This window comes from Acidovorax sp. 1608163 (assembly GCF_003669015.1).
Classification (GTDB): domain Bacteria; phylum Pseudomonadota; class Gammaproteobacteria; order Burkholderiales; family Burkholderiaceae_C; genus Acidovorax.
Map to the genome: position 1 here is coordinate 4,656,963 of NZ_CP033069.1, position 21,885 is coordinate 4,678,847.

At 65.3% G+C, this 21,885-nt stretch carries 14 protein-coding genes and 3 pseudogenes; 11 read left to right on the top strand and 6 right to left on the bottom strand.

What is annotated here, in order from left to right; genetic code table 11:
• Nucleotides 1-185 precede the first annotated feature (185 nt).
• Both EAG14_RS20795 and EAG14_RS20800 read right to left on the bottom strand, forming a co-directional pair.
• Nucleotides 186-2,219 (bottom strand): ankyrin repeat domain-containing protein, encoded by a 2,034-nt coding sequence (locus tag EAG14_RS20795; protein WP_121730004.1) that lies wholly within the window; start codon nt 2,217-2,219, stop codon nt 186-188.
• Between the two features lie 163 nt (nt 2,220-2,382).
• Nucleotides 2,383-3,270, bottom strand: a complete 888-nt coding sequence (locus tag EAG14_RS20800) for an amidohydrolase family protein (RefSeq protein ID WP_121730005.1) — start codon at nt 3,268-3,270, stop codon at nt 2,383-2,385.
• 157 nt (nt 3,271-3,427) lie between these two features.
• On the opposite strand from EAG14_RS20800, the gene EAG14_RS20805 reads away from it, so the two are divergent.
• The 8 genes and pseudogenes from EAG14_RS20805 (at nt 3,428) to EAG14_RS20840 (ending at nt 15,348) form a co-directional block, all read left to right on the top strand.
• Nucleotides 3,428-4,213 carry a crotonase/enoyl-CoA hydratase family protein gene (locus EAG14_RS20805; RefSeq protein WP_121730006.1) on the top strand — a complete coding sequence of 262 codons (786 nt, stop codon included), beginning with the start codon at nt 3,428-3,430 and terminating at the stop codon, nt 4,211-4,213.
• A 164-nt stretch (nt 4,214-4,377) separates the two neighbouring features.
• Nucleotides 4,378-6,255 carry a feruloyl-CoA synthase gene (locus tag EAG14_RS20810; RefSeq protein WP_121730007.1) on the top strand — a complete coding sequence of 626 codons (1,878 nt, stop codon included), beginning with the start codon at nt 4,378-4,380 and terminating at the stop codon, nt 6,253-6,255.
• 61 nt (nt 6,256-6,316) lie between these two features.
• Nucleotides 6,317-7,081, top strand: coding sequence for an SDR family NAD(P)-dependent oxidoreductase (locus EAG14_RS20815; RefSeq protein WP_121730008.1), 765 nt, complete (start codon nt 6,317-6,319; stop codon nt 7,079-7,081).
• A gap of 69 nt (nt 7,082-7,150) precedes the next feature.
• Nucleotides 7,151-8,139, top strand: a pseudogene (locus EAG14_RS20820) (Bug family tripartite tricarboxylate transporter substrate binding protein).
• Between the two features lie 209 nt (nt 8,140-8,348).
• Nucleotides 8,349-10,123: pseudogene (locus EAG14_RS20825) on the top strand (acyl-CoA dehydrogenase family protein).
• Between the two features lie 126 nt (nt 10,124-10,249).
• Nucleotides 10,250-12,007, top strand: coding sequence for a tannase/feruloyl esterase family alpha/beta hydrolase (locus tag EAG14_RS20830; protein ID WP_121730009.1), 1,758 nt, complete (start codon nt 10,250-10,252; stop codon nt 12,005-12,007).
• A 452-nt stretch (nt 12,008-12,459) separates the two neighbouring features.
• Entirely contained in the window at nt 12,460-14,115 is a 1,656-nt protein-coding gene (locus tag EAG14_RS20835) for a tannase/feruloyl esterase family alpha/beta hydrolase (protein ID WP_121730582.1), read from the top strand.
• A gap of 94 nt (nt 14,116-14,209) precedes the next feature.
• Nucleotides 14,210-15,348 (top strand): IS3 family transposase gene (locus EAG14_RS20840; protein WP_371414366.1). Its coding sequence is split into 2 segments (ribosomal slippage): nt 14,210-14,459 and nt 14,459-15,348, totalling 1,140 coding nucleotides; the frame shifts between segments, so codons are not numbered across the junction.
• Between the two features lie 684 nt (nt 15,349-16,032).
• Here the strand turns inward: EAG14_RS20840 and EAG14_RS22985 are convergent.
• The 4 genes and pseudogenes from EAG14_RS22985 to EAG14_RS20855 form a co-directional block, all read right to left on the bottom strand.
• Nucleotides 16,033-16,194: a hypothetical protein gene (locus tag EAG14_RS22985; RefSeq protein ID WP_162996053.1), complete on the bottom strand. Its 162-nt coding sequence runs from the start codon at nt 16,192-16,194 to the stop codon at nt 16,033-16,035.
• Between the two features lie 248 nt (nt 16,195-16,442).
• Complete coding sequence (ccoG, locus tag EAG14_RS20845) at nt 16,443-17,918, bottom strand: cytochrome c oxidase accessory protein CcoG (protein ID WP_121730010.1); 1,476 nt, start codon at nt 17,916-17,918, stop codon at nt 16,443-16,445.
• Between the two features lie 147 nt (nt 17,919-18,065).
• Nucleotides 18,066-19,483 (bottom strand): annotated as a pseudogene (locus EAG14_RS20850) (PLP-dependent aminotransferase family protein).
• Nucleotides 19,484-19,585: 102 nt separating this feature from the next.
• On the bottom strand, nt 19,586-20,251 hold the full coding sequence (locus EAG14_RS20855) for an acyl-CoA dehydrogenase family protein (RefSeq protein WP_162996054.1): 666 nt from the start codon (nt 20,249-20,251) through the stop codon (nt 19,586-19,588).
• A 208-nt stretch (nt 20,252-20,459) separates the two neighbouring features.
• On the opposite strand from EAG14_RS20855, the gene EAG14_RS20860 reads away from it, so the two are divergent.
• Genes EAG14_RS20860 through EAG14_RS20870 form a run of 3 tightly spaced genes read left to right on the top strand, consistent with a single transcriptional unit; the run spans nt 20,460 to nt 21,819 of the window.
• A complete protein-coding gene (locus EAG14_RS20860; protein WP_099658945.1) occupies nt 20,460-20,837 on the top strand; it encodes a VOC family protein in 378 nt (125 codons plus the stop codon).
• A gap of 19 nt (nt 20,838-20,856) precedes the next feature.
• Nucleotides 20,857-21,285, top strand: coding sequence for a VOC family protein (locus tag EAG14_RS20865; RefSeq protein WP_099657444.1), 429 nt, complete (start codon nt 20,857-20,859; stop codon nt 21,283-21,285).
• 9 nt (nt 21,286-21,294) lie between these two features.
• Nucleotides 21,295-21,819, top strand: coding sequence for an EVE domain-containing protein (locus tag EAG14_RS20870; RefSeq protein ID WP_121730012.1), 525 nt, complete (start codon nt 21,295-21,297; stop codon nt 21,817-21,819).
• The last annotated feature ends 66 nt before the right edge of the window (nt 21,820-21,885 follow it).

The following is a 21,885-nucleotide window of genomic DNA, read 5'->3' on the forward strand; positions in this document are numbered from 1 at the left end:
GGCAGTGCGCGCTGCGGGCCGAGGTGGAAAACGCAGCAAACCATCAATACACCTATGCACACGGCGCGGTGATTTGTGCAAAGGGTCGCTGTGGCACTTGGGGTGCCACCAGATCCCCCGCTGGCCACCGTGCTGGCCCACCGCCTATTCCACGGTCCAAAGGCCCAAAGGCATATTGCAAAGCGTCAGCCTTTCTTCTGGCACCGCTCCTGCCCAGTGTTCACCGCCCCTTCGCGCACCAGCCAGGCCATGGCTTCCTGCGCACCCGCGCAAGCAGCCCATGCCAGCAGGGAAATCTGGGGCCTGTCCAGCCGGTTGACGTCAAGTTTGCGCCTGGCATGCATCATCTCGAGCATGTCGACCCGGTTCTGAACCACCGCCCGTATGGCTGGCGGTCTGCCGTCCTTGTTGGGGTCATTGGGGTCGGCGCCAAAGTCCAGAAGCACCTGCACCAGATCGGTATTCCCTGAAATGATGGCCATTTCCAGGGGGTTGTATGGGCTGCAACCCGCGCAGCCCGGTCGAACGTTGGCGTTGTTGTGCCTGCTGAGCATTTGCACCAGCACCGGTGCCTGAGGAGGGAAGTCCTCCATCGCTGCCGTCAGGTACATGAGCAACGGCGTATCTTGCCGCTCGCCCGCATAGGAGGGATAGGGGTACAGGGCGTCAAGCGGCAGGCCACGATCAAGCAGCGCCGTGAAACCCTGCGGGCACTTGAGCGCGAACACGCCCAGGTTGGTGGTTGCAAACGCCCCATTGTCAAAAACACCGCGCACCCGAGCGCCCCGATCGACCAGAAAGTCGATCTCTTTCCAGCGATCAGGCTCGCTGGGGCACTGGGCCAGCAGCTTCCCAAGCACCAGGGTCAGTTGATCGCCAAGCAGACGGGACCGCACCGCATCTCCTTGCGCGGCAGCAAAAGCCGCATTCAAGAGCAAGGGGTACACGCCAGAGGCTGCGGCCGGGTCCATTCGCGCACGGGCCAGCCAGCCTTGCTGGGCAGGGTTGGCCCCGGCATTGAGCACACGCTGCACACCTTCGATGCCGTTCCTGTCGATCAAGCCCGTCATCACGTCCCCGTCGTTGGCAGCGTCGGGCCCGGCCTCTGCCAGCAGGTAATCCAACGTTGGCCCAGGAAGGCGCCAGGTGTTGAACCGCAAGACCTGCAAGGCGATGCGCTCTGACGAACCGCCCAGCGTGCGCTGCAAGGTGCCTTGCCGGTTCAATGACTTCAGCGCCACCATCCCGAACTCTGGCGGCATCAACGCCACCTCCTTGATGAGAGCAACCTGGTCGTAGAGGTCACGCTCGTTGTCCGGGGCGGGATCGATGTGCGGCAGCAGGTCATTCACAAACAGCGCAAACACCTCCTTTTGCCACGGAATCGTGTCGCGGCCCGTACCCAGATGCCCTACCAGCAGGCTTTGCGAGACCGTGGCCCACGACGCCTTTCCCTGGGCGTTGCGGGGCACTTGCCCCGCCTGCAGCAACAACGAAGCTTCTCTGAGCGTGACTTCCTTCGGCGCAGCAGAAGGCCTGTTCGAGGCAATGTAGCGACCGATCACATCGTGCAGGTATTGCCCGCACACAAACCGGGCTTGTCCAGGCCCATCCAGGCGCGCAAACCACTGCCTTTGAGCCTCTGGCAGCGCATCGAAAGCGGCCTGCTGCATATCGGGCAAGCGCTGGCCCGGGCACATGGCTGTGGCTGGTACCTGGAGGCCTGCGGCTGCAGGGGCCACAGGCAGTGCCGGCGATGCCCCCGCCCGGGCCACCGGGAACAGATCGGCGGCAGAGACCGCAAACCCGCTGGCCTCGTAATACAGGTAGCCGCTCAAGGCCTTGCGGGGGACGGTGGACTTCTCCGTGGCACTGCTGACGGCATAGGCATGCCCCACTGGCAGCTTGAACAACACCCCGCCAGGCAGCCGGATGCCACACAACGGGACAACACCGTCTGCAGCACCCATGACCTTGCGCACGTCGTCTGGCCGCACCACCGCGCTTTCAAAGAAGCTCGCACTCCACTGTCCGTCCGCATCTTTTTGCCGGGTGTAGAGCCGGTGCTGGGTCTGCTCCACCCGCAGCACCGCAACGCCGTTTTCTTGCAGCGCGTAGTCACCGAGCAACGCCTCGCCGCAATCCAACGCCACCGCGGCTTGCGACACCAACCCAAGCGACAGGAGGGCGAGAAGCCGGGCGACAAAAGACAAGGGCATGTGGAGAACTTGGCTGCGGGAACCCGCGGTGCGTGGTGAAGAGGTGGTCAGGCGGACGGTAGATCCGGCCCCCAGTGTCTCACCCCGTCACTGCGCCCAGCAAACCCACCCCGCGTTGACCTGCACCAATCGGCGCACGCACCACGCTCTGCGCCACAGAGGGTCACACCCCAGGAGACACCGCAGCCTTGTCCAGCCCCAGCAACCGCACCGCATTGCCCTTCAAGATGCCGGGCATCACCTCGGGCTTGAAGCCCGCTTCCTGGAAGTCCTTCATCCAGCGCTCGGGCGTGATCAGTGGGTAGTCGCTGCCGAACAGAATGCGGTCCTTGAGCAGCGTGTTCGCGTACTGCACCAGTTGCTTGGGGAAGTACTTAGGACTCCAGCCCGACAGGTCGATCCACACATTGGGCTTGTGCGTGGCCACAGAGAGCGCCTCGTCCTGCCACGGAAAGCTCGGGTGCGCCATCACGATCTGCATGTCGGGGAAGTCGATCGCCACATCGTCCAGGTGCATGGGGTTGCTGTATTCGAGCCGCAGGCCGCCACCGCAGCGCATGCCGCTGCCGATGCCGCTATGGCCGGTGTGGAAGATGGCGGGCATGCCGTATTCGGCAATCACCTCGTAGATGGGCCAGGCCATCTTGTCGTAGGGGTGGTAGGCCTGCACCGTGGGGTGGAACTTGAAGCCCCGGATGCCATGCTCTTCGATCAAGCGGCGGGCCTCGCGCGCGCCCATCTTGCCCTTGTGCGGGTCGATGCTGGCAAACGCCATCATCATGTCGCTGTTGGCCTTGGCCGCCTCGGCGATCTCTTCGTTGGGGATGCGGCGGCGGCCCATCTTGGACTCTGCGTCCACGGTGAACATCACCAGGCCAATCTTCTGCTCGCGGTAGTAAGCCACCGTCTCGGCGATGGTGGGGCGGCGGCCGTTCTTGAAGTACTTGTCGGCGGCGCGGTCGTATTCCTCGCCGTAGTTGTCAAACGGGTTCCAGCAGCTCACCTCAGCGTGGGTGTGGATGTCGATGGCGAGCAGGTTGGCGTGGTCCATGGTTGTCTCCTGTGGGCGGCGTCTTTTGACAGTGCGGGGCCTGGATGCGCGCCAATCCTATGACGCAGATCAAGGGTAAGTACTGAGAAAAAACAGGTTTTGCTTGCTTGAATTGGTTATTAACTATAACCACAATTCCCATCACACGAAAGACATCATGACCCATCCAGACATCCATTTCGAGCTGCGCGGCGACCACCAGGAAGTGGCCGTGATCCGCCTGACCCGCAGTGCCAAGCGCAATGCCTTGAACGACGGCCTGATCCTGGCCCTGCGTGACCTGTTTGAAACCATGCCCGCCAGCGTGCGCGCTGCCGTCATTGATGGCGAAGGCCCCCACTTCTGCGCGGGGCTGGACCTGTCAGAGCTCAAAGAGCGCGACGCAGGTCAGGGCCTGCACCACTCGCGCATGTGGCATGCCGCGCTGGAGCGCGTGCAGTACGGCCCCGTGCCCGTCATCGCGGCGCTGCACGGCGCTGTGGTGGGCGGTGGGCTGGAGTTGGCCAGCGCCTGCCACATCCGCGTGGCCGATGAATCCACCTTCTACGCCCTGCCCGAGGGCTCGCGTGGCATCTTCGTGGGCGGCGGCGGCGCAGTGCGCATCCCCAAGCTGATCGGCGCTGCGCGCATGACGGACATGATGCTCACCGGCCGCGTCTACAACGCGCAAGACGGTGAAAAAGCGGGCTTTGCCCAGTACCTCGTGCCCGAAGGCCAGGCGTTTGACAAGGCCTTTGAGCTGGCCGTGCGCGTAGCGCAGAACGCACCGCTGACCAACTACGCCCTGATGCACGCCCTGCCCCGCATTGCCGAACAGCCTGCCGACCAGGGCTTCTTCACCGAAGCCATGATGGCCGCGATTGCCCAGAGCGCGCCGGAAGCCAAGCAGCGCCTGGCCGATTTCTTAGAAGGCCGCGCAGCCAAAGTGAAAACCACCCCCTGAGCGGCTGCGCCGCTTCCCCCTCCTCTCGCTGCGCGGGGAGGGGGACACCGCCAGCGCAGCGGGGCGGTGCGGCCGGCGTAGGCCCTTGCGCGGCGGTCCTGGCCCCGAGCCATGCGTGAACCACCGCAGCGCAAACAACAAAGATGATTTGGAGACAAGAAAACATGACCCCCGCTGCATCCACTGCCCGCTACCGCCCGATGAACTTCGGCGTCACCCGGGTCAACCTGCGCGAAGGCGCGCCGGGCGTGCGCTACCTGCAGGCCGACTTGCCGCTGGGCGCCTTTGCACGGCGCGTGACGGACTACCTGGTGCACTGGGCCGAGGCCACGCCCGACCACAGCTTTCTGGCGCGGCGCGAGCAGCTGGGCACAGGCAAGCCGTTGCAGACGGGCGACTGGCAGCATGTGAGCTACGCCCAAGCGCTCGACGCCGCCCGCAGCATTGGCCAAGCCCTGCTGGACCGGGGCCTGAATGCCGAGCGCCCGGTGGTGGTGCTGAGCGAGAACACCATCGAACACGCGCTGCTGGCACTGGGCTGCATCTACGCGGGGGTGCCCTACTGCCCCGTGTCGCCCGCCTACGCCACCGTGAGTCAGGACTACGACAAGCTGCGCCACGTCATCGCCACCCTCACCCCAGGGCTGGTGTTTGCGGCCGACGGTGCGCGCTACGGCAAAGCCATTGAAGCCACCGTGGCCGCCGATGTGGAGGTGGTGCTGGCCCAGGGCAGCATCGAAGGCCGCGCCACCCAGACGTTCGGCAGCCTCAAAGCCACCCCCGCCACGCCTGCCGTGGATGCGGCCATGCACGCCACCGGCCCCGGCACCATCGTGAAGTTCCTGTTCACCAGCGGCTCCACCAAGATGCCCAAGCCGGTCATCAACACCCAGCGCATGTGGTGCGCCAACTTGCAGCAAATCTCGCTGTCGCTGCCCGTGCTGGCCGAAGCCCCGCCCGTGCTGGTGGACTGGCTGCCATGGAACCACACCTTCGGCAGCAACCACAACTTCGGCCTCACGCTGATGCACGGCGGCACGCTCTACATCGACGACGGCAAGCCCACGGGCGCGCTGATTGGCGAAACCCTGCGCAACCTGCGCGAGATCGCGCCCACCGTGTACTTCAACGTGCCCACCGGCTTTGAAATGATTGCCGAGGCGATGAAGGCCGATGCGCAGTTGCGCACCAACCTGCTGTCGCGCGTGCGCATGTTCTTCTACTCGGGCGCCGGGCTGGCCCAGCCCGTGTGGGACAGCCTGCACGCCACGCAAGAGGCCGCCATTGGCGAGCGCATCGTGATGTGCACCGGCTTAGGGATGACCGAATCTGCCCCCTCGGCCATGTTCTGCAACAGCCCCGACGTGCGCTCGGGCCACATCGGCGCGCCCGTGCCCGGCATGGTGCTCAAGCTGGTCGATGTGGACGGCAAGACCGAGGTGCGCTATCGCGGCCCCAACGTCACGCCCGGCTACTGGCGCTCTGACGCGGCCACGCGTGACGCGTTCGATGACGAAGGCTACCTGTGCACCGGCGACGCCGTGAAGTGGATCGACGAGGACAACATCCACCGGGGCCTGGCGTTTGACGGCCGCATTGCCGAAGACTTCAAACTCTCCACCGGCACGTTTGTGAGCGTAGGCCCCATGCGCGCCAAGATCATCGTGGCGGGCGCGCCCTACATCCAGGACGTGGTGCTCACCGGCCTGAACATGAAAGAAGTCGGCGCCCTGCTGTTCCCCTCGCCCGCCTGCCGCGAAGTGGCGGGCCTGGGCCCGGACGCACCCTGGGCCGACGTGGTGGACCACCCCGCCGTGCGCCAGCGCATCGAGGCCGTGCTCGACGAGCTGGCCCGCGAGGCCACGGGCAGCGCCAGCCGCGTGGCCCGCGCGCTGCTGATGACAGAGCCTCCGTCCATCGACCTGGGCGAGATCACCGACAAGGGCTCGGTCAACCAGCGCGCCGTGCTCAAGCACCGCGATGCGCTGGTGCAGGCCCTGCACGCCGACACGGCGCCCCACATCCTCAAGCCCGGCGCCTGAGCCCCCACGCCCACACGACCCGCCGTAAACACAGGCACGACAGCCCGACAGGACACACACCATGCAAATTCAAGGACAAGCCGCCCTCGTCACCGGCGGCGCATCGGGCCTCGGTGAGGCCACCGCGCGCGAACTGGCCCGCCTGGGCGCCAAGGTCGCCGTGCTCGACCGCAATGCCGAGCTGGCCGAAAAGGTCGCCGCCGACATTGGCGGCGTTGCCTGCCCCTGCGACATCACCGACGCCGCCAGCGTGACGGCCGCGCTGGAGAAGGCCGCCGCCGCCCACGGCCCCGCCCGCATCCTCATGAACGTGGCCGGCATTGGAAGCGCCAAGCGCGTGGTGCAGCGCGACGGCAGCGCCGCGCCGCTGGAAGACTTTGTGCGCGTGGTGCAGATCAACCTGATCGGCACCTACAACGTGAGCCGCCTGTTTGCCGCCGCTTGTGCCAAGCTGCCCGTGCTGGACAACGGCGAGCGCGGCGTGATGGTGTTCACAGCCTCCGTCGCGGCCTTTGACGGGCAGGTGGGCCAGCAGGCCTACAGCGCATCGAAGGCCGGCCTGGCGGGCATGACACTGCCCATGGCGCGCGATCTGGCGCAGCACGCCATCCGCGTGTGCACCGTCGCCCCCGGCCTGTTTGCCACGCCGCTGATGCAAGAGCTGCCCGAGGCCGTGCAGCAGTCCCTCGCTGCTAGCATCCCGTTCCCGCCGCGCCTGGGCAAACCCCAAGAGTTTGCCGAGCTGGCCTGCCATATCGTGACCAACGGCCACCTCAATGGCGAGGTGATCCGCCTGGATGGCGCCCTGCGCATGGCCCCCCGGTAAGCGCAAGCTGCCGCCCCTTTTCGATTTTTTCGCACGTCATTGCACCAAGACACACAACAGGAGACAACCATGACGACACGCCGCCAATTTGTGCAAGCCTTTGGCTCTGCCGCCGCCCTCGGGGCGCTGTACCCCTTGTCTGCATCGGCCCAGCCGGTGGACCAGGTGAAGGTGCTGTTCGGCTTTCCGGCCGGCAGCTCGGGTGACACCGTGGCCCGCCGCGTGGCCGAGAAGTTTCTCGGCACCGCGTATTCCAAGAACGCTGGGGTGGTGGAGAACAAGCCCGGCGCGGGCGGCCGCATTGCGCTGGAGGCGCTGAAGGCCGCACCGGCCGACGGCAGCGTGCTGGCCGTGGCGCAGGTCTCGGCCATCGCCAACTACCCGCACATCTACAGCAAGATGAACTACACGGACAAGGACTTTGCGCCCGTGTCCATCGGCGCCATCATGCACCACGGCCTGGCCGTGGGCCCCATGGTGCCCGCCAGCGTGAAGACGGTGAAAGACTTCCTCGCCTGGGCCAAGGCCAACCCCAAAGAAGCCAGCTACGGCTCGCCCGGCGCGGGCTCCACGCCCCACTTTTTGGGCGCGCTGCTGGGCATCAACAGCGGGGTGGAACTGCGCCACGTGCCCTACCGTGGCTCCATCCCCGGCGTGACAGACGTGGTGGGCGGGCAGATCGCAGCCATGGTCACCCCGCACGGCGACTTCATCTCCAACTACAAGGCGGGCAAGATCCGCATCCTGGCCACCTCGGGCCCCAAGCGCTCGATGTATGTGCCCGATGTGCCCACGTTTGCCGAGCAAGGCTTTCCTGAGCTCACCACCGAAGAGTGGTTCGGCTTCTACGCCCCGGCCGCCACGCCCAAGCCCATCATTGCCGCAGCCAACGCTGCCATCAATGCGGCGCTGAAGGAAAAATCCGTCACCGACAGCCTGGCCATCGTGGGCCTGATCCCGCACGGCACCACCCCGAGGAAATGGCCCGCTGGCAAAAGGCCGAGTACGACACCTGGGGGCCGCTGATCAAGAAGATCGGGTTCACGGCAGAGTCTTGACTCCCCCCTGAGGCGCTGGCGCGCCTTCCCCCCGGAGGGGGACGCCACCCGTGGCCTGGCAAAGCCAGCTCCACGGTGGCGCTAGCCTGGGCCGCGCCCGTGTGGGCGGGCGGAGCCTGTCGAAGCCAGGGCACTACGCCACTTCAAACAAAAACAGCCCCTAGCGCTTATCCATCAAGCGCAAGCAGCTATCAAATCAAGAGCAAACCATGCAAGCACGCCAGTCCCTCGCTGACATCCAGTTCCTGCTGACCGAGGTGCTGCACGCTCCCGCGCAGTGGCAGGCGCTGGCGCCGTTTGCCGAGACCGATGCCGACCTGGCGGCACAGGTGCTGGAAGAAGCCGCCAAGTTTGTGGACACCGCCATCGCCCCACTGCAACGCGTAGGCGACGAGGTGGGCTGCCGGTTTGACGCGGGAAAAGTGCACACGCCACCGGGTTTTCGCGAGGCGTACCAGGCCTTCTGGCAAGGCGGCTGGCCCGCGCTGGCCTGTGCACCCGAGGACGGCGGCCAGGGCCTGCCCGCCGTGCTGGAGTGCGTGCTGTACGAATGGCTGGACGGCGCCAACCACGGCTTCACCATGGCGCCCGGCCTGCTGCACGGTGCGTACGAATGCCTCAAGCACCACGCCAGCGATGCCCTCAAGGCCCGGTATCTGGAGAAAGTGGCCACCGGCGAATGGCTGGCCACCATGTGCCTGACCGAAGCCCACGCGGGCAGCGACCTGGGCCAGGTGCGCACGCGCGGTGTGCCGCAGCCGGACGGCAGCGTGCGGGTGAACGGCAGCAAGATTTTTATCTCGGGCGGCGAGCACGACCTGACGGACAACATCGTCCACCTGGTGCTGGCGCGCTTGCCCGATGCTCCGGCTGGCCCGAAGGGCCTGTCGTTGTTCCTGGTGCCCAAAATGTTGGAGAGCGGTGACGGCCGCCGCGCCGGGCCGCCCCAAGCAAGGCCAGCCCCCTCGGGGGCAGCGAACCACACGAAGTGGGGAGCGTGGGAGTACCGAACGCAGTGGTCTGCGAGCGCATCGAAGAAAAAATGGGCCTGCACGGCAGCCCCACCTGCGTGATGCGCTTTGACGATGCCACCGGCTGGCTGGTGGGCGAGCCGAACAAGGGCCTGGCCGCCATGTTTGTGATGATGAATGCCGCCCGCCTGCACGTGGGCCTGCAGGGCATTGGCCTGCTCGAAGCCGCCTGGCAAAAGGCCAGCGCCTACGCCGCCGAGCGCCGCCAGATGCGCGCCCCCGGCGCCCAAGACACCAGCCTGATCCAGGACCACCCCGCCATCCGCCGCACGCTGCACACGCAGCGCGCCTGGATCGACGGCGGGCGCGTGCTGGCCTACCACACGGGCGTGCAGCTGGACGTGGCCCAGCACAGCACCGACGCGGCCGAGCGCGCCGACGCGCAGCGCTGGTGCGCCCTGGTCACACCCGTGCTCAAGGCCGCGTTCACCGACCAGGGCTTTCACGGCGCCAGCGCCTGCCTGCAGGTGTTTGGCGGCCACGGCTACGTGAGCGAATGGGGCATTGAGCAGATCGTGCGCGACGCCCGCGTGGCCATGATCTACGAGGGCACCAACGAAATCCAGGCCATCGACCTGCTGGTGCGCAAGGTGCTGGCCGATGGCGGCGCGGGCATGCAGGCCCTGCTGGCCACCCTGCCAGCCACGCCCCGCCGCAACGCCCTGGCGCAAACCACACGCGACCTGGTGGCCGCCGTGGCCGAGCACGCCGACCAGCCCGAGCTGCCCTACTGGGTGGCCGACGACTACCTGCGCGCCACCGCGCTGGTGCTGCTGGAATGGGCCTGGGGGCGCATCACCGGCACGCCGGGCAGCGCCACCGCGCGCTGGCAAGACCCGGCCCACGCCCTGCGCACCTGGGTGCTGCCCGAGTTCGACATGCGCCTGGCCATCGTGCGCCAGCGCCTGAGCGACGCGGCCACACCTCAAGAGAAATTGCTCTCTAGCGCTTGATGGATAAGCGCAAACAGCTATTGATTCAATAGCAAAACCAAACCACATCCCTTCCCCACCCACAGCGTGTTGAGGCCACGCTGCGGGCGACCTTGCGCCTCGAAAAAACCAACCGGAGACCACCGCATGAGCACCCGAAAGAACCGTGCCTTTTACGCTGCGCAGCCATCCACCGGCCGCTACCACCCCACCCTGGCGCTCTCGGCCATCGCCGTCGCGCTGCTGGCGGGGTGTGGCGGCTCAGACGCAGGATTGCCGCAGCTCACGGCTGCGCAGCCCGCCACCCTGCAGTCGTGCGCCACGCTGGCCAGCAGCCTGGCACTGCCCGACACGCGCATCACATCGTCTGAACTGGTGGCAGAGGGCGGCCTGACGGCCACGGGCGTCACCACGCCCATCCCCGCGCACTGCCTCGTCAAAGGCAAGATGAAGGAGCGCACCGGCCCGGTGGACGGCGCGGCGTACGCCATCGGCTTCGAGATCCGGATGCCCGTCAACTGGAACGGCCGCTTCCTCTACCAGGCCAACGGCGGGCTCGATGGCTCGGTGGTCACCGCGCTGGGCTCCGTCAGCGGCGCTGCCCCCGTGGCCCCTGCGCTGGTGCAGGGCTTTGCGGTGCTCAGCTCAGACGCAGGCCACGGCGCCCCCACACCCTTCTTCGGGCTGGACCCGCAAGCCCGGCTGGACTACGGCTACCAGGCCGTGGGCACCCTCACGCCCATGGCCAAGAACCTGATCAAGGGCGCCTACGGCAAGGCCCCAGACCGCTCGTACCTGGCAGGCTGCTCCAACGGCGGGCGCCACGCCATGGTGGGCGCATCGCGCTATGCAGAGCAGTACGACGGCATCCTGGCGGGCAACCCCGGCTTTCACCTGCCCAAGGCGGCCACCACCCAATTGTGGAAGGCGCAGCAATACGCCAAGGTGGCAGGCAAAGACGCCAGCGGCCAGCCCGACCTGACCACCGCCGTCACGCCCGCAGAGTTCAAGCTCATCAGCAGCAAGATCGTGGCGAAGTGCGACGCGCTGGACGGCGTGGTCGACGGCCAGGTTCAGGATGTGGCCGCCTGCCAGACCGCCTTCAACCTGCAAACCGACGTGCCCACCTGCACCGGCTCGCGCGATGGCTCGTGCATCTCTGCCGAACAAAAGGGCGTGCTGGCCAGCATCTTTGCAGGCCCCAAGAACAGCAAGGGCGAAGCGCTGTACACCGGCACCTGGTTTGACCCCGGCATTGCGGGCGCCAACTTTGCGTCATGGCACTTTGGCTCGCCCGCCACGCGCGATGCGGGCGCGGTGGCCTTCATCTTCACCACACCGCCCAGCACCGTGGCCGCCTTCAGCGCCACCACCGGCCTGCAGTACGCGCTGAACTTCAGCATGGAGACGGACTACCCCAAGATGTTCGCCACCAACGCCACGTACACCGAGTCGCCCTGGTCGTACATGACGCCGCCCAATGAGGCAGACCTGAGCCCCCTGAAAAACCGTGGCGGCAAGATGATCGTCTTCCACGGCGTGGCCGACGGCGTGTTCTCGCCCATGGACACCGCCCAATGGATGGACAAGCTGCAGGCCAACCACGGCAACGACGCGGGTGCCTTCGCCCGCCTGTTCCTCATTCCCGGTATGAACCACTGCTCCGGCGGCCCCGCCACCGACCAGTTCGACATGCTGGCCCCGCTGGTGGCCTGGGTGGAACAAGGCAAGGCGCCGGACAGCGTGACAGCGAAGGTGCGCGGCGCAGGGGCCAATGTGGTCAACACCGAACTGCCCGCCAGCTGGTCTGCCAACCGCAGCCGCCCACTGTGCGTGTACCCCAAGGTGGCGCGCTACAACGGCACGGGGGATGTAGAGAGTGCCAGCAGCTTTAGCTGCAAATAAGCCCGGCGGCGCAGCGCGGTTAGCGCACACCTACGCGCCAGGCGCCACGGACCGCGCTCGCCCCACCGCAAAAGGCCCTGGACTGGCACGCCCGTCCAGGGCCTTTGACTTTGGTCCTGCGCGCAGCGCCGGTGTGCGAGGGGTGAGGTTGATGAATAATGACGCCAGCTATGGATTCAGTAGCAACCAAGCACCTGTTTACATACGCATCCGCCTCATCCATCCCGTCCCTCTGCGGGCGCACTGGACACCAGCCTGCCGCAAGACTACCGGCGGATGAGCACCGAACCACTCACCCTGCCGACCCCAACAACCGCATGAACCACTCCAATCAGCGCACACCTTTGTCGCCTTCATTGCCTTTGCCCGGCCAGCATGCCGCCACGTCTTCCAGCCGCAGCGCCGTGGGTGGCACCCTGGCTCTGTCGGGCATAGCGCTCAGCCTGCTGGCCATGGCCGCCCCCGCCCACGCTGCGTTGCCCCAGCTCACGGCGGCGCAGCCCGCCACCTTGCAATCGTGTACCGACCTGGCAAGCCGCCTGAAGCTGCCCGACACCCGCATCACCTCGTCAGAGCTGGTGACAGAAGGCAACCTCACCATCAAGGAGATGACCACGCCCGTGCCCGCGCACTGCCTTGTCAAAGGCAAGATGAAAGAGCGCACTGGTCCGGTGGACGGTGCCGCGTATGCCCTGGGCTTTGAAGTCCGCATGCCCGTTCACTGGAATGGCCGATTTCTGTACCAGGCCAACGGCGGGCTGGATGGTGAAATCGTGCCGGCCCTGGGCGCTGTCAGCGGTGGTGCCCCCGTGGCCCCTGCGCTGGTCCAGGGCTTTGCCGTGCTCAGCTCTGACGCAGGCCACCCCACGCCCAGCCCTTTCTTTGGCGTAGACCCACAGGCCCGGCTGGACTATGGCTACCAGGCCGTGGGCGCCCTCACGCCCATGGCCAAGAACCTGATCAAGAGCGCCTATGGCAAAGGCCCCGACCGCTCGTACCTGGCCGGTTGCTCCAACGGCGGCCGCCACGCCATGGTGGGCGCATCGCGCTATGCAGACCAGTACGACGGCATTCTGGCGGGCAACCCCGGCGTGTATCTGCCCAAGGCCGCAGCCACCCAGTTGTGGAAGGCCCAGCAATACGCCAAAGTGGCCAGCAAAGACGCCAACGGCCAGCCCGACCTGAAAACCGCCGTCACCCCGGCAGAGTTCAAGCTCATCAGCAGCAAGATCGTGGAAAAGTGCGATGCGCTGGATGGCGTAGCCGACGGCCAGGTCAACGACGTGGCCGCATGCCAGGCCGTGTTTGACCTGCAGCGCGATGTGCCCAACTGCACGGGCACACGCGACGGCACCTGCATCTCCAGCGAGCAAAAGGGCGTGCTCTCCACCATCTTTGCAGGCCCCAAAAACAGCAAGGGCGAAGCCCTGTACCCCGGCACCTGGTGGGACCCCGGCGTGATGGGCAGCAACTTCTCGTGGTGGCACTTTGATGCGCCCCCTACGCGCAACGCAGGCTCGGTGGCGTTCATCTTCACCACACCGCCCCTCTCTGTGGCCGACTTCCGCGCCAAGACAGGCATGCAGTACGCGATGGAGTTCGACCTGGACACCGACTTCCCCCGCATCTTCGCGACCACCGCGCTGTACCCCGAATCGCCTTGGGCCTACATGACGCCGCCCAACGCCACAGACCTGAGCGGCCTGAAGAACCGCGGCGGCAAGATGATCGTCTACCACGGCACCGCAGACTCGGTGTTCTCGCCCATCGACACCGCCCAGTGGATGGACCAGCTGCAAGCCCACCACGGCAACCAGGCCGACACCTTTGCTCGCCTTTTCATGGTGCCCGGCATGAACCACTGCGCGGGCGGCCCCGCCACCGACCAGTTCGACATGCTGGCCCCGCTGGTAGCCTGGGTGGAACAAGGCAAGGCCCCCGACACGGTGACCGCCAACGCCCGTGGTGCTGGGGCCAATGTGGTGAACACTGAACTGCCCGCCAGTTGGTCTGCAAACCGCACGCGGCCACTGTGCGTGTACCCCAAAGTGGCGCGCTACAACGGCAAGGGGGATGTGGAGAGTGCGAGCAGTTTTAGCTGCAAGTGAGGGGGGATTGAAAGTGAGAAGCCCGGCTTGTGTCTGGACTTCACCCGGTTCAATAGACACCTATCAAGGTCGAAATTGAACTGGAGAGTGAGAAATGAAGAGAGTGCGATACCCGGCTGAGTTCAAGGCAGAAGCCGTCAAACAGGTGACCGAGCGTGGTCATGGGGTAGTGGATGTAGCCAAGCGATTGGGCATGTCGGACAAAAGCCTGTACCTGTGGGTGCGGCTTGCCAAAGAGCAATCGAGCGCAGGGGGGGCAGAGACAAGCCAGCTCAAGGCCGAGGTATCCCGGCTCAAAGCGGAGCTCAAAAGGGCCAATGAGGAGCGCGACATCCTAAAAAAGGCCGCAACGTACTTTGCCAAGCTGTCCGGGTGAAGTACGCATTCATGGCCGAACATAAAGGCCAGTTCCGGCTCAGCAGCATGTGCCGCGTTCTGCGCGTACAGCGCAGTGGCTATTACGCTTGGAAGGCCAATCCAAAGTCCAAACGCGCCTTAGCCGACGATGTCTTGCTGGCAAGCATTCGGCAATCCTTTGACGACAGCCACGGGATTTATGGAAGCCCACGCATCCTGCGGGACTTGCGAGAGGACGGTATGGCGTGCGGTCAAAAACGTGTAGCACGCCTGATGCGCCAGGCCCAACTGCGCTCAGTGCGTGGTTACAAGCGGCCACGCTACCGAGTCGGTCTTCCTGCGACTGCCGCACCGAACCGGTTGCAACGTGAGTTCACGGTCACGCTACCGAACCAAGTGTGGGTCACCGACATTACCTATATCCGAACCCATGAGGGCTGGTTGTACCTAACGGCCGTAATTGACCTGTACTCGCGCATGGTGGTCGGCTGGGCGATGAACTCCAGCATGGCTACAGAGTTGGTGTTGGATGCGCTCACGATGGCAGTGTGGCGCAGGCGCCCAACGGGTCCAGTGATGATCCATTCCGACCAAGGAAGTCAGTTTGGCAGTGACGACTTCGCCCGCTGGTGCAAGGACAACCAATTGGTGCCAAGCATGAGCCGACGTGGAAACTGTTGGGACAACGCGGTAGCAGAGTCCTTCTTCAGCAGCTTGAAGAAGGAGAGAATCAAACGCCATATCTATGCCACCAGGCAAGACGCCAAGTCAGATGTGTTTGACTACATCGAAGGTTTTTACAATCGAATCCGTCGGCACAGTCACCTAGACCAACTGAGTCCGCTGGCATTCGAACAACTTCGAAACGGAAGTTGAAATATGTCTACGAAACCGGGTGAAGTCCACTTGGGCCCAATCAATCGTTTCACCATTCATCGGCGTACTTTGCTGATTGACATTGCAGAAGAGGCTTAGTCCTTCGCTTAACTCGAACCTTAGCATTCCGTGTCCCTGCGTGCAATTCTCAATTTCTAGCCCAAACTCAAACAATTCAGCGACAGTTTCGGCCGCATTCATATCGGCCAGCACCCTCCGTAGCGCCTTGCTTCCTAGATCGCCAAGCTCCCGCTTCGCCCTCGTCTGGCTTTCACAGATGGCACGCAACTCCCTCGTCTGAAACGCAATCTCAAGCGGCATAAGTCCAAAATTTTCAGCGAAGTATTGCACGGCAACTCACGATCCTGAATCGCTGTGTATTTATGCGGAACTAACCTACAGACAATCTCTTCCCGAGATCGTTCGCTATGGATGAAAGCTGCCGCTTATTCCACCTCGCCTGTAGGACCGCTTGCACCCTGATGCAGCCGCCCCAGAAATACCTGCTTTACCACCTCTCTTTCCCCAATTCCGCAGTGGCTTAATTCACGCCATCGATTGCCAGCCGGCTCACAGGGCTGCGGTTCCGCCGAACAATGGCGTTGGCAGGGCTGAACTCATAGGTTGGAGTAAATCGCGCATAGTTGGACTGATGCAGCCAAAACCGCCGCTATAAATCAGCGACTACTCCGACTCATCCAGCGCTCGTTCAGTCAAGCCTTGCTGCTTGCTAGCCTCTTCTTTCGCCTTCTTCCCCTGATCGTGATGCCACTTGATGGCGTAGAACATGCACGTGCCAAACACGATCACCTTGAAGGTGATGAAAACGACTGGGACCCAATCCATGGTTTGATTTTTCCTGGCTGTTGATGGGCACTGCCATGTGTGCAGTGCCCTGCTGACGCCCGTAGCACCGTTGGAGGCGCGGGGAATGTGGAGCGGCAAGCAGGGGGCGATGTTACCGAGCCTACGAGCCGCGCGGCCACATCAGTTGGTTGCGCAGGGGTGCATAGCAGATGGGCCGCAGCCCTGCGCGGCCTGCCGGGATAGCGCCCCAGCAATAGACCGCATGCGTAGCAGCACCCCGTGAGCCACTACCGTGGCTGGATGAAGCTGCTGGAGCGGGTGCGCTGCTGCTGCGCATCTACCAGCGACTGCACCTGCAGGGCCATGGGTGTGATGGTGGACACGCCCCGGCCAGGGTCTGCGCCGCTGGTGGAGCGGTAGGGCTGCACCACCGCCACGGCCACCGTGCGCTCTTCGCCAGATGCGATGACCACGGGCTCTTGCGGCGGCATTTGCAGCGGCGTGTCGCCCGCCAGGGCAATGCGGTAGGCGTGGGCCTGTGTGTCGTAGTTCTGGATGTGCACGCGGTAGATGTTCTCTACATCGCCGTTGCGCAGCTGGCGCGCCATCACACCCCGGTCGCGCACCACCTCGACCTGCAGCGGCACGCGCCAGGCCACCGTGGCCACCACGGCCAGTGCCGTCAGCCCCAGCAGCGCAAAGTACACCCGCACCCGGCGCTGGCGCAGGGTGTGGCGCCAGTCGGCGCCCTGCTGCGAAGCAAAGCGGATGAGCCCCTGGGGCTGGCGCGCCTTGTCCATCACGCGGTCGCACGCATCAATGCACAGGCCGCAGCTGATGCATTCGTACTGCAGGCCGTTGCGGATGTCGATGCCTGCGGGGCACACCTCTACGCACAGGTTGCAGTCCAGGCAATCGCCCCGGCTGGGGGGGTGCGCGGTGCTGGCTGCGGGCACCGATGCACGCACCGCTGCTGTATGCGCCGCTGCGTTCGCGACCGTGTGGGCCGTGCTGCGGCGCGGCTCGCCCCGGGGCACGTCGTACACCACCGACTGTGTTTGCGTCGTGGCCATCACGCCCTGAAAGCGCGCATAGGGGCACATGTGCTGGCAGACCTTTTCGCGCAGAAAACCCGCCTGCGCCAAGGCAAATGCGGCGTAGCCCAGCATCAACGTGGACTCGGCCCCGCCCAGTTGGCCCTGCCAGGTGCGCTGCCACAGTGCAGGCGCGCTGGAGAAGTAGGCCGTGAGCGTCCAGCCCAGCGCCAGCGACACCGTTGCCCACAACGCCCAGGCGAGCAGCCGCCGCGCCCACAGCGCGGCGATGACGGCTGGGGCGCCACTGGCCTGCCTGCGCTGGCGCTGGCCGGGGGTGCCCTGCACCCGCTGCTCGATCCAGATGAAAAGCGCCGTGTAGACCGACTGCGGGCACACAAAGCCGCAGAAGATGCGGCCACCCACGGCAGAGGTCACAAACAAGGCCAGCGCCCCACCGATCAGCAGCAGTGTGAGCAACAACAAATCCTGCGGCCCAAACAACCCACCAAACAAATGCACCTGCTGGCGCACCAGGTCAAAGCTGACCAGCGGCCGCCCCTGCCACTGCGCCCAACACAGGCCAAAGAACAGCATCTGCGTGATGCCGATGGACCACCAGCGGGCACGGTTGAAGCGCCCCGCAATCGCACGGATGCCAAACTGCAGCGTGGACTTGGGAGGGTAAAAGTGGATGGGCTGGGCGCGTGGCGCGGCGGCGGATGACATGGCTGGCTCCTGCGGCCAGCGGGGTGCCAATGCACCCCCACACAGGCCGCCTTGTGTGCCAGCTAGTAGGCCTGCGATGGGCTATGAAAAACAGCGGCAGAGGCTGCGGTTGGGGGCATAGCAGCAGCGGATTCAGCCGCTTTGCTCCTACCGAGCCGCCATCCCCCGCACCAACCCACCCAGCACATGCGTAGCCCGCGTGATGTCGTGGGCGGGGGCTGCGGCGAAGTTCAGGCGGATGCAGTGCGCAAAGCGCTGGTCGGCGGAAAACAGCTGACCGGGCATGAGGCTCACGCCCGCTTGGAGCGCCTGGCGCATGAGGGCCAGGGCGTCGATGTGGGGGCCAACTCTAGCCACAGAAAGTAGCCGCCCTGTGGGCGCGTGACGCGGGTGCCTGCAGGGAAGGATTCGGCGATGGCGTCGATCATCACGTCGCGTTGCAGGGCCAGGGTTTGGCGCAGTCGGCGCAGGTGCAGGTCGTAGCCGCCTTGGGCCAAGTAGTCAGACAGCGCGGCCTGCGGTGGCACGGAGGCCGAGAGGCTGCTCATGACCTTGAGGCGTTCGACGGCCCGCGTCCAGCGCCCAGCGGCCACCCAGCCCACGCGGTAGCCGGGGGCCAGGGTTTTAGAGAACGATGCGCAGTGGATGACCCAGCCTTCGGGATCAAACGCCTTGATGGGGCGCGGCTTGTGGGCGCCTGCGTACAGGTCGCCGTACACGTCGTCTTCGATCAGAGGCACCTGGTAGCGCGCCAGCAAGGCGGCCAGGGCTTGCTTACGGTGCTCGGGCATCAGCGCGCCCAGCGGGTTTTGGAAGTTGGGCATGAACCAGCAGGCCTTGGCTTCACCGCTGGCAAGGGCTGATTCGAGCGCAGCCAGGTCCACCCCTTCGCTGGCGCTGGTGGGCAGTTGCAGGGCGCGCAGCTTCAGGCGTTCAATGGCTTGCAGCGGGGCATAGAACGTGGGGGCCTCCAGCAGCACGAGGTCGCCCGGCGAGGTGACGGCTTGCAGGCTGAGGTTGAGCGCATCCATGGCGCCGTTGGTGATGACGATCTCGTCCACCTCGGCGCGCACGCCATCCACCGCGTAGCGCTGCGCAATTTGCTGGCGCAGGCGCAGGTGGCCGGTGGTGAGGTCTTCGATGAGTTTGTGCGGTGGCAGGCGGCGCAGGGCCGTGCCCATGCAGCGGGCCAGCCGATCCAGCGGGAACAGGGCCGGGTCGGGGAAGGCCGAGCCCAGTGGCACCACGTCTTTGCGGCGCGAGAGGTTCAGTATCTCCACCACCAGGTCATTGATGGCCACGGTGTGGGAGGTGAGCGATGGGCGCGAAGTGTCCGGCCCTTGCAGTGGCTCTTGCAGGCGCGGCAGCACGTAGTAGCCCGAGCGCGAACGCGCCTGGATCACCCCGCGCGATTCGAGCAGGTAGTAGGCCTGGAAGACGGTGGACTGGCTGATCTTGCGCCGCTCGCTGCACAGACGCACCGAGGGCAGCTTGTCGCCCACGCGCAGCGAGCCCGATCGGATCAGGGCGTGGATTTCGTCAGCGAGTTGCTCGTATTGCGTCATGGTGAGGGAGCGCACGGCCCGCGTCCCAGGATGATGAAGCGGCCTGCTGTGGACATTCTAGGAGCCGCGATGCGCGGTGACGCGCCCAGGCGCGGCGCATGCTCACAGCAGCGTTTCGGGCGCGGCAATGAGCGACTGGTACAGCACGCCCAGCGCCAGCCGCACGGGCTCGGTCTGTTGCAGCAGGCGGCTGTCGCCCAGCCATTCGTCAGCGCGAAAGAAGGCTTGATCGACCCGCACGCGGGCCGGGCAGGTGTTGTGCAGGTGGGGCAGCAGGGTGCCGGGCTCCAGGTGCACGCCGTCTTCCTCGCTTTGCAGCACGGCCCAGCCAGCGGAACCTGGCGTGGGTGCAGGCATGTGCACGGGCACGATGAGCGAAACCCCGTCGGCCTGCGCATTGGCGACCGACTGCACCCAGCCATTGAGGCGCAGGCCGCGCGCACCGTCCTGCGCAGTGAGCGCGGGGGCATCGAGCGACAGGGGCGTGGTGGCTGCGCGCTGGAAGCTGAGCAGGTCAGGCAGCAGGTGCTCACGCAGCGCCGCATTGAAGGACTGCACCAAAAACTCGATGGCGGTGCGCTGGCACCAGAACAGCACCCCAGCCGATAGCGACTGTGCGCACAGCGAGCGCATCAGCAGCCCCAGCTCTTCAGGCCCACCCCCCAATCCACCCATGTGGGTGGGCACGGCGCAGCGCAGGTAGTCCACCGGGATGGCGGCGCGCAACGACTGGGGATGGGCAACGTGGAGGGCGCTGGAAGACTGCATGGGCCGATGGTGCGGTAAGCCGGCGGGGCTGTGCCATGGCAGAGGCGCACAAAACGGACCGTAGCAGGCAGGGCGCAGAAGCCTGCGCAAAAACCCGTTCCAAGGGCATCGGGATGCAGAGCCTGCTGACATGGCGGTGTCAGCAGGGGAGCCGCACCATGCGGTCTTGCATTTTTTCATCACGCGCTTTGACGCAAAGGAGGTTCCCATGAACAACGCCATCACCTGGTTTGAAATCCCCACCCCCCACATCGACCGCGCCCAGGCTTTTTACGAAGCCGTGCTTGGCCAGAGCATGCGGCGCGAGGTAATGGGCCCGCAGTGCGAGCTGGCAGTGTTTGCGTACAACCAGGGCGCGGGTGTGGGCGGCGCGCTGATGACGGGCACCGCCGCTGCGCAGCCCAGCGGGCAAGGCACAGTGGTGTACCTGGATGCATCGCCCTCGCTGGATGCAGCACTGGAGCGTGTGGTCGCACAGGGTGGCAAGATCGCATTGCCACGCCAGGCACTGCCCCCGGGCATGGGATTTTTTGCGCACATCCATGACCTGGACGGCAACCGTGTGGGCTTGCACGCATTGAACTGACCTTTGAAAGGACAACGCCATGGAAACCCAGGAACTGCATCGCGGCCGGCTGATCGATCACGTCCAGCTGGTGGTGCGAGATCTCGCGGCCAGCCAGGCCTTTTACGCGGCGGCCTTCAAGGCCCTGAACGTGCCCATGGGCGGCGCCACGGCAGAGTATTTCTGGGCAGACGAGCTGTTTGTCTCAACCGCTGACAGCGTGGCTGCGCAGGGCCACCTCACGGGCCGGGTCCACCTGGCCTTCCAGGCGCAGGACCGTGACATGGTCCATGCGTTCTACCAGGCTGCGTTGGCCCACGGCGGGCAAGACAACGGGGCACCGGGGGAGCGGCCCTACCACCCCGGCTACTACGCGGCGTTTGTGCTGGACCCGGACGGCAACAACATCGAGGCCGTGTTCCATGGCGATGCGAAGCGCAGTGCGCCATCGGTCAAGGTCACGTTCTGAGGCAGTTGCATGAAGCAGCAAGCACTGTGGCCCGCTGCGCAGACTGCAGCCACATCCCTCTCAGGCGCCCGCCGCAACTGGATTGCGGTGGCCAGCGCTGCCCATGCCCGCCGAGGCTGCGCCCAGCCGCAGGCAGGTTTCATGCAGGTCTGCCACGGCAAGTCTGCGCCGCTTAAGCGCGTACAGGCGGGAGACCGCGTGGCCTACTACGCCCCCACCGTGACCATGGGCGGCGCCGACCGGTTGCAAGCCTTTGTGTCGATTGGCGTGGTGCTGCCGGGTGATGCGTATGCGTTTGACATGGGTGGCGGATTTGTGCCTTATCGCAAGGATGTGTCTTACCTGCCCGCATGCGAGGCACCGATTGCGCCGCTGCTGGACCACTTTGAGTTTGTGGACGATCGCCAGCGTTGGGGCAGCAAATTTCGCTTTGGGTTGTTCGCCATCAGCGACCACGACATGGGCCTGATCGCGGAGGCCATGGGCGCATCTCTGCCAGCACTGGGTCTGTATTGCCCTCAGACAGCGGGCTGAACCGCAGTCCACCGTTCACGCTGAGCCTTTCGAGGCGCTGCGCAAGACTTAGACAGGCTCAGCGTG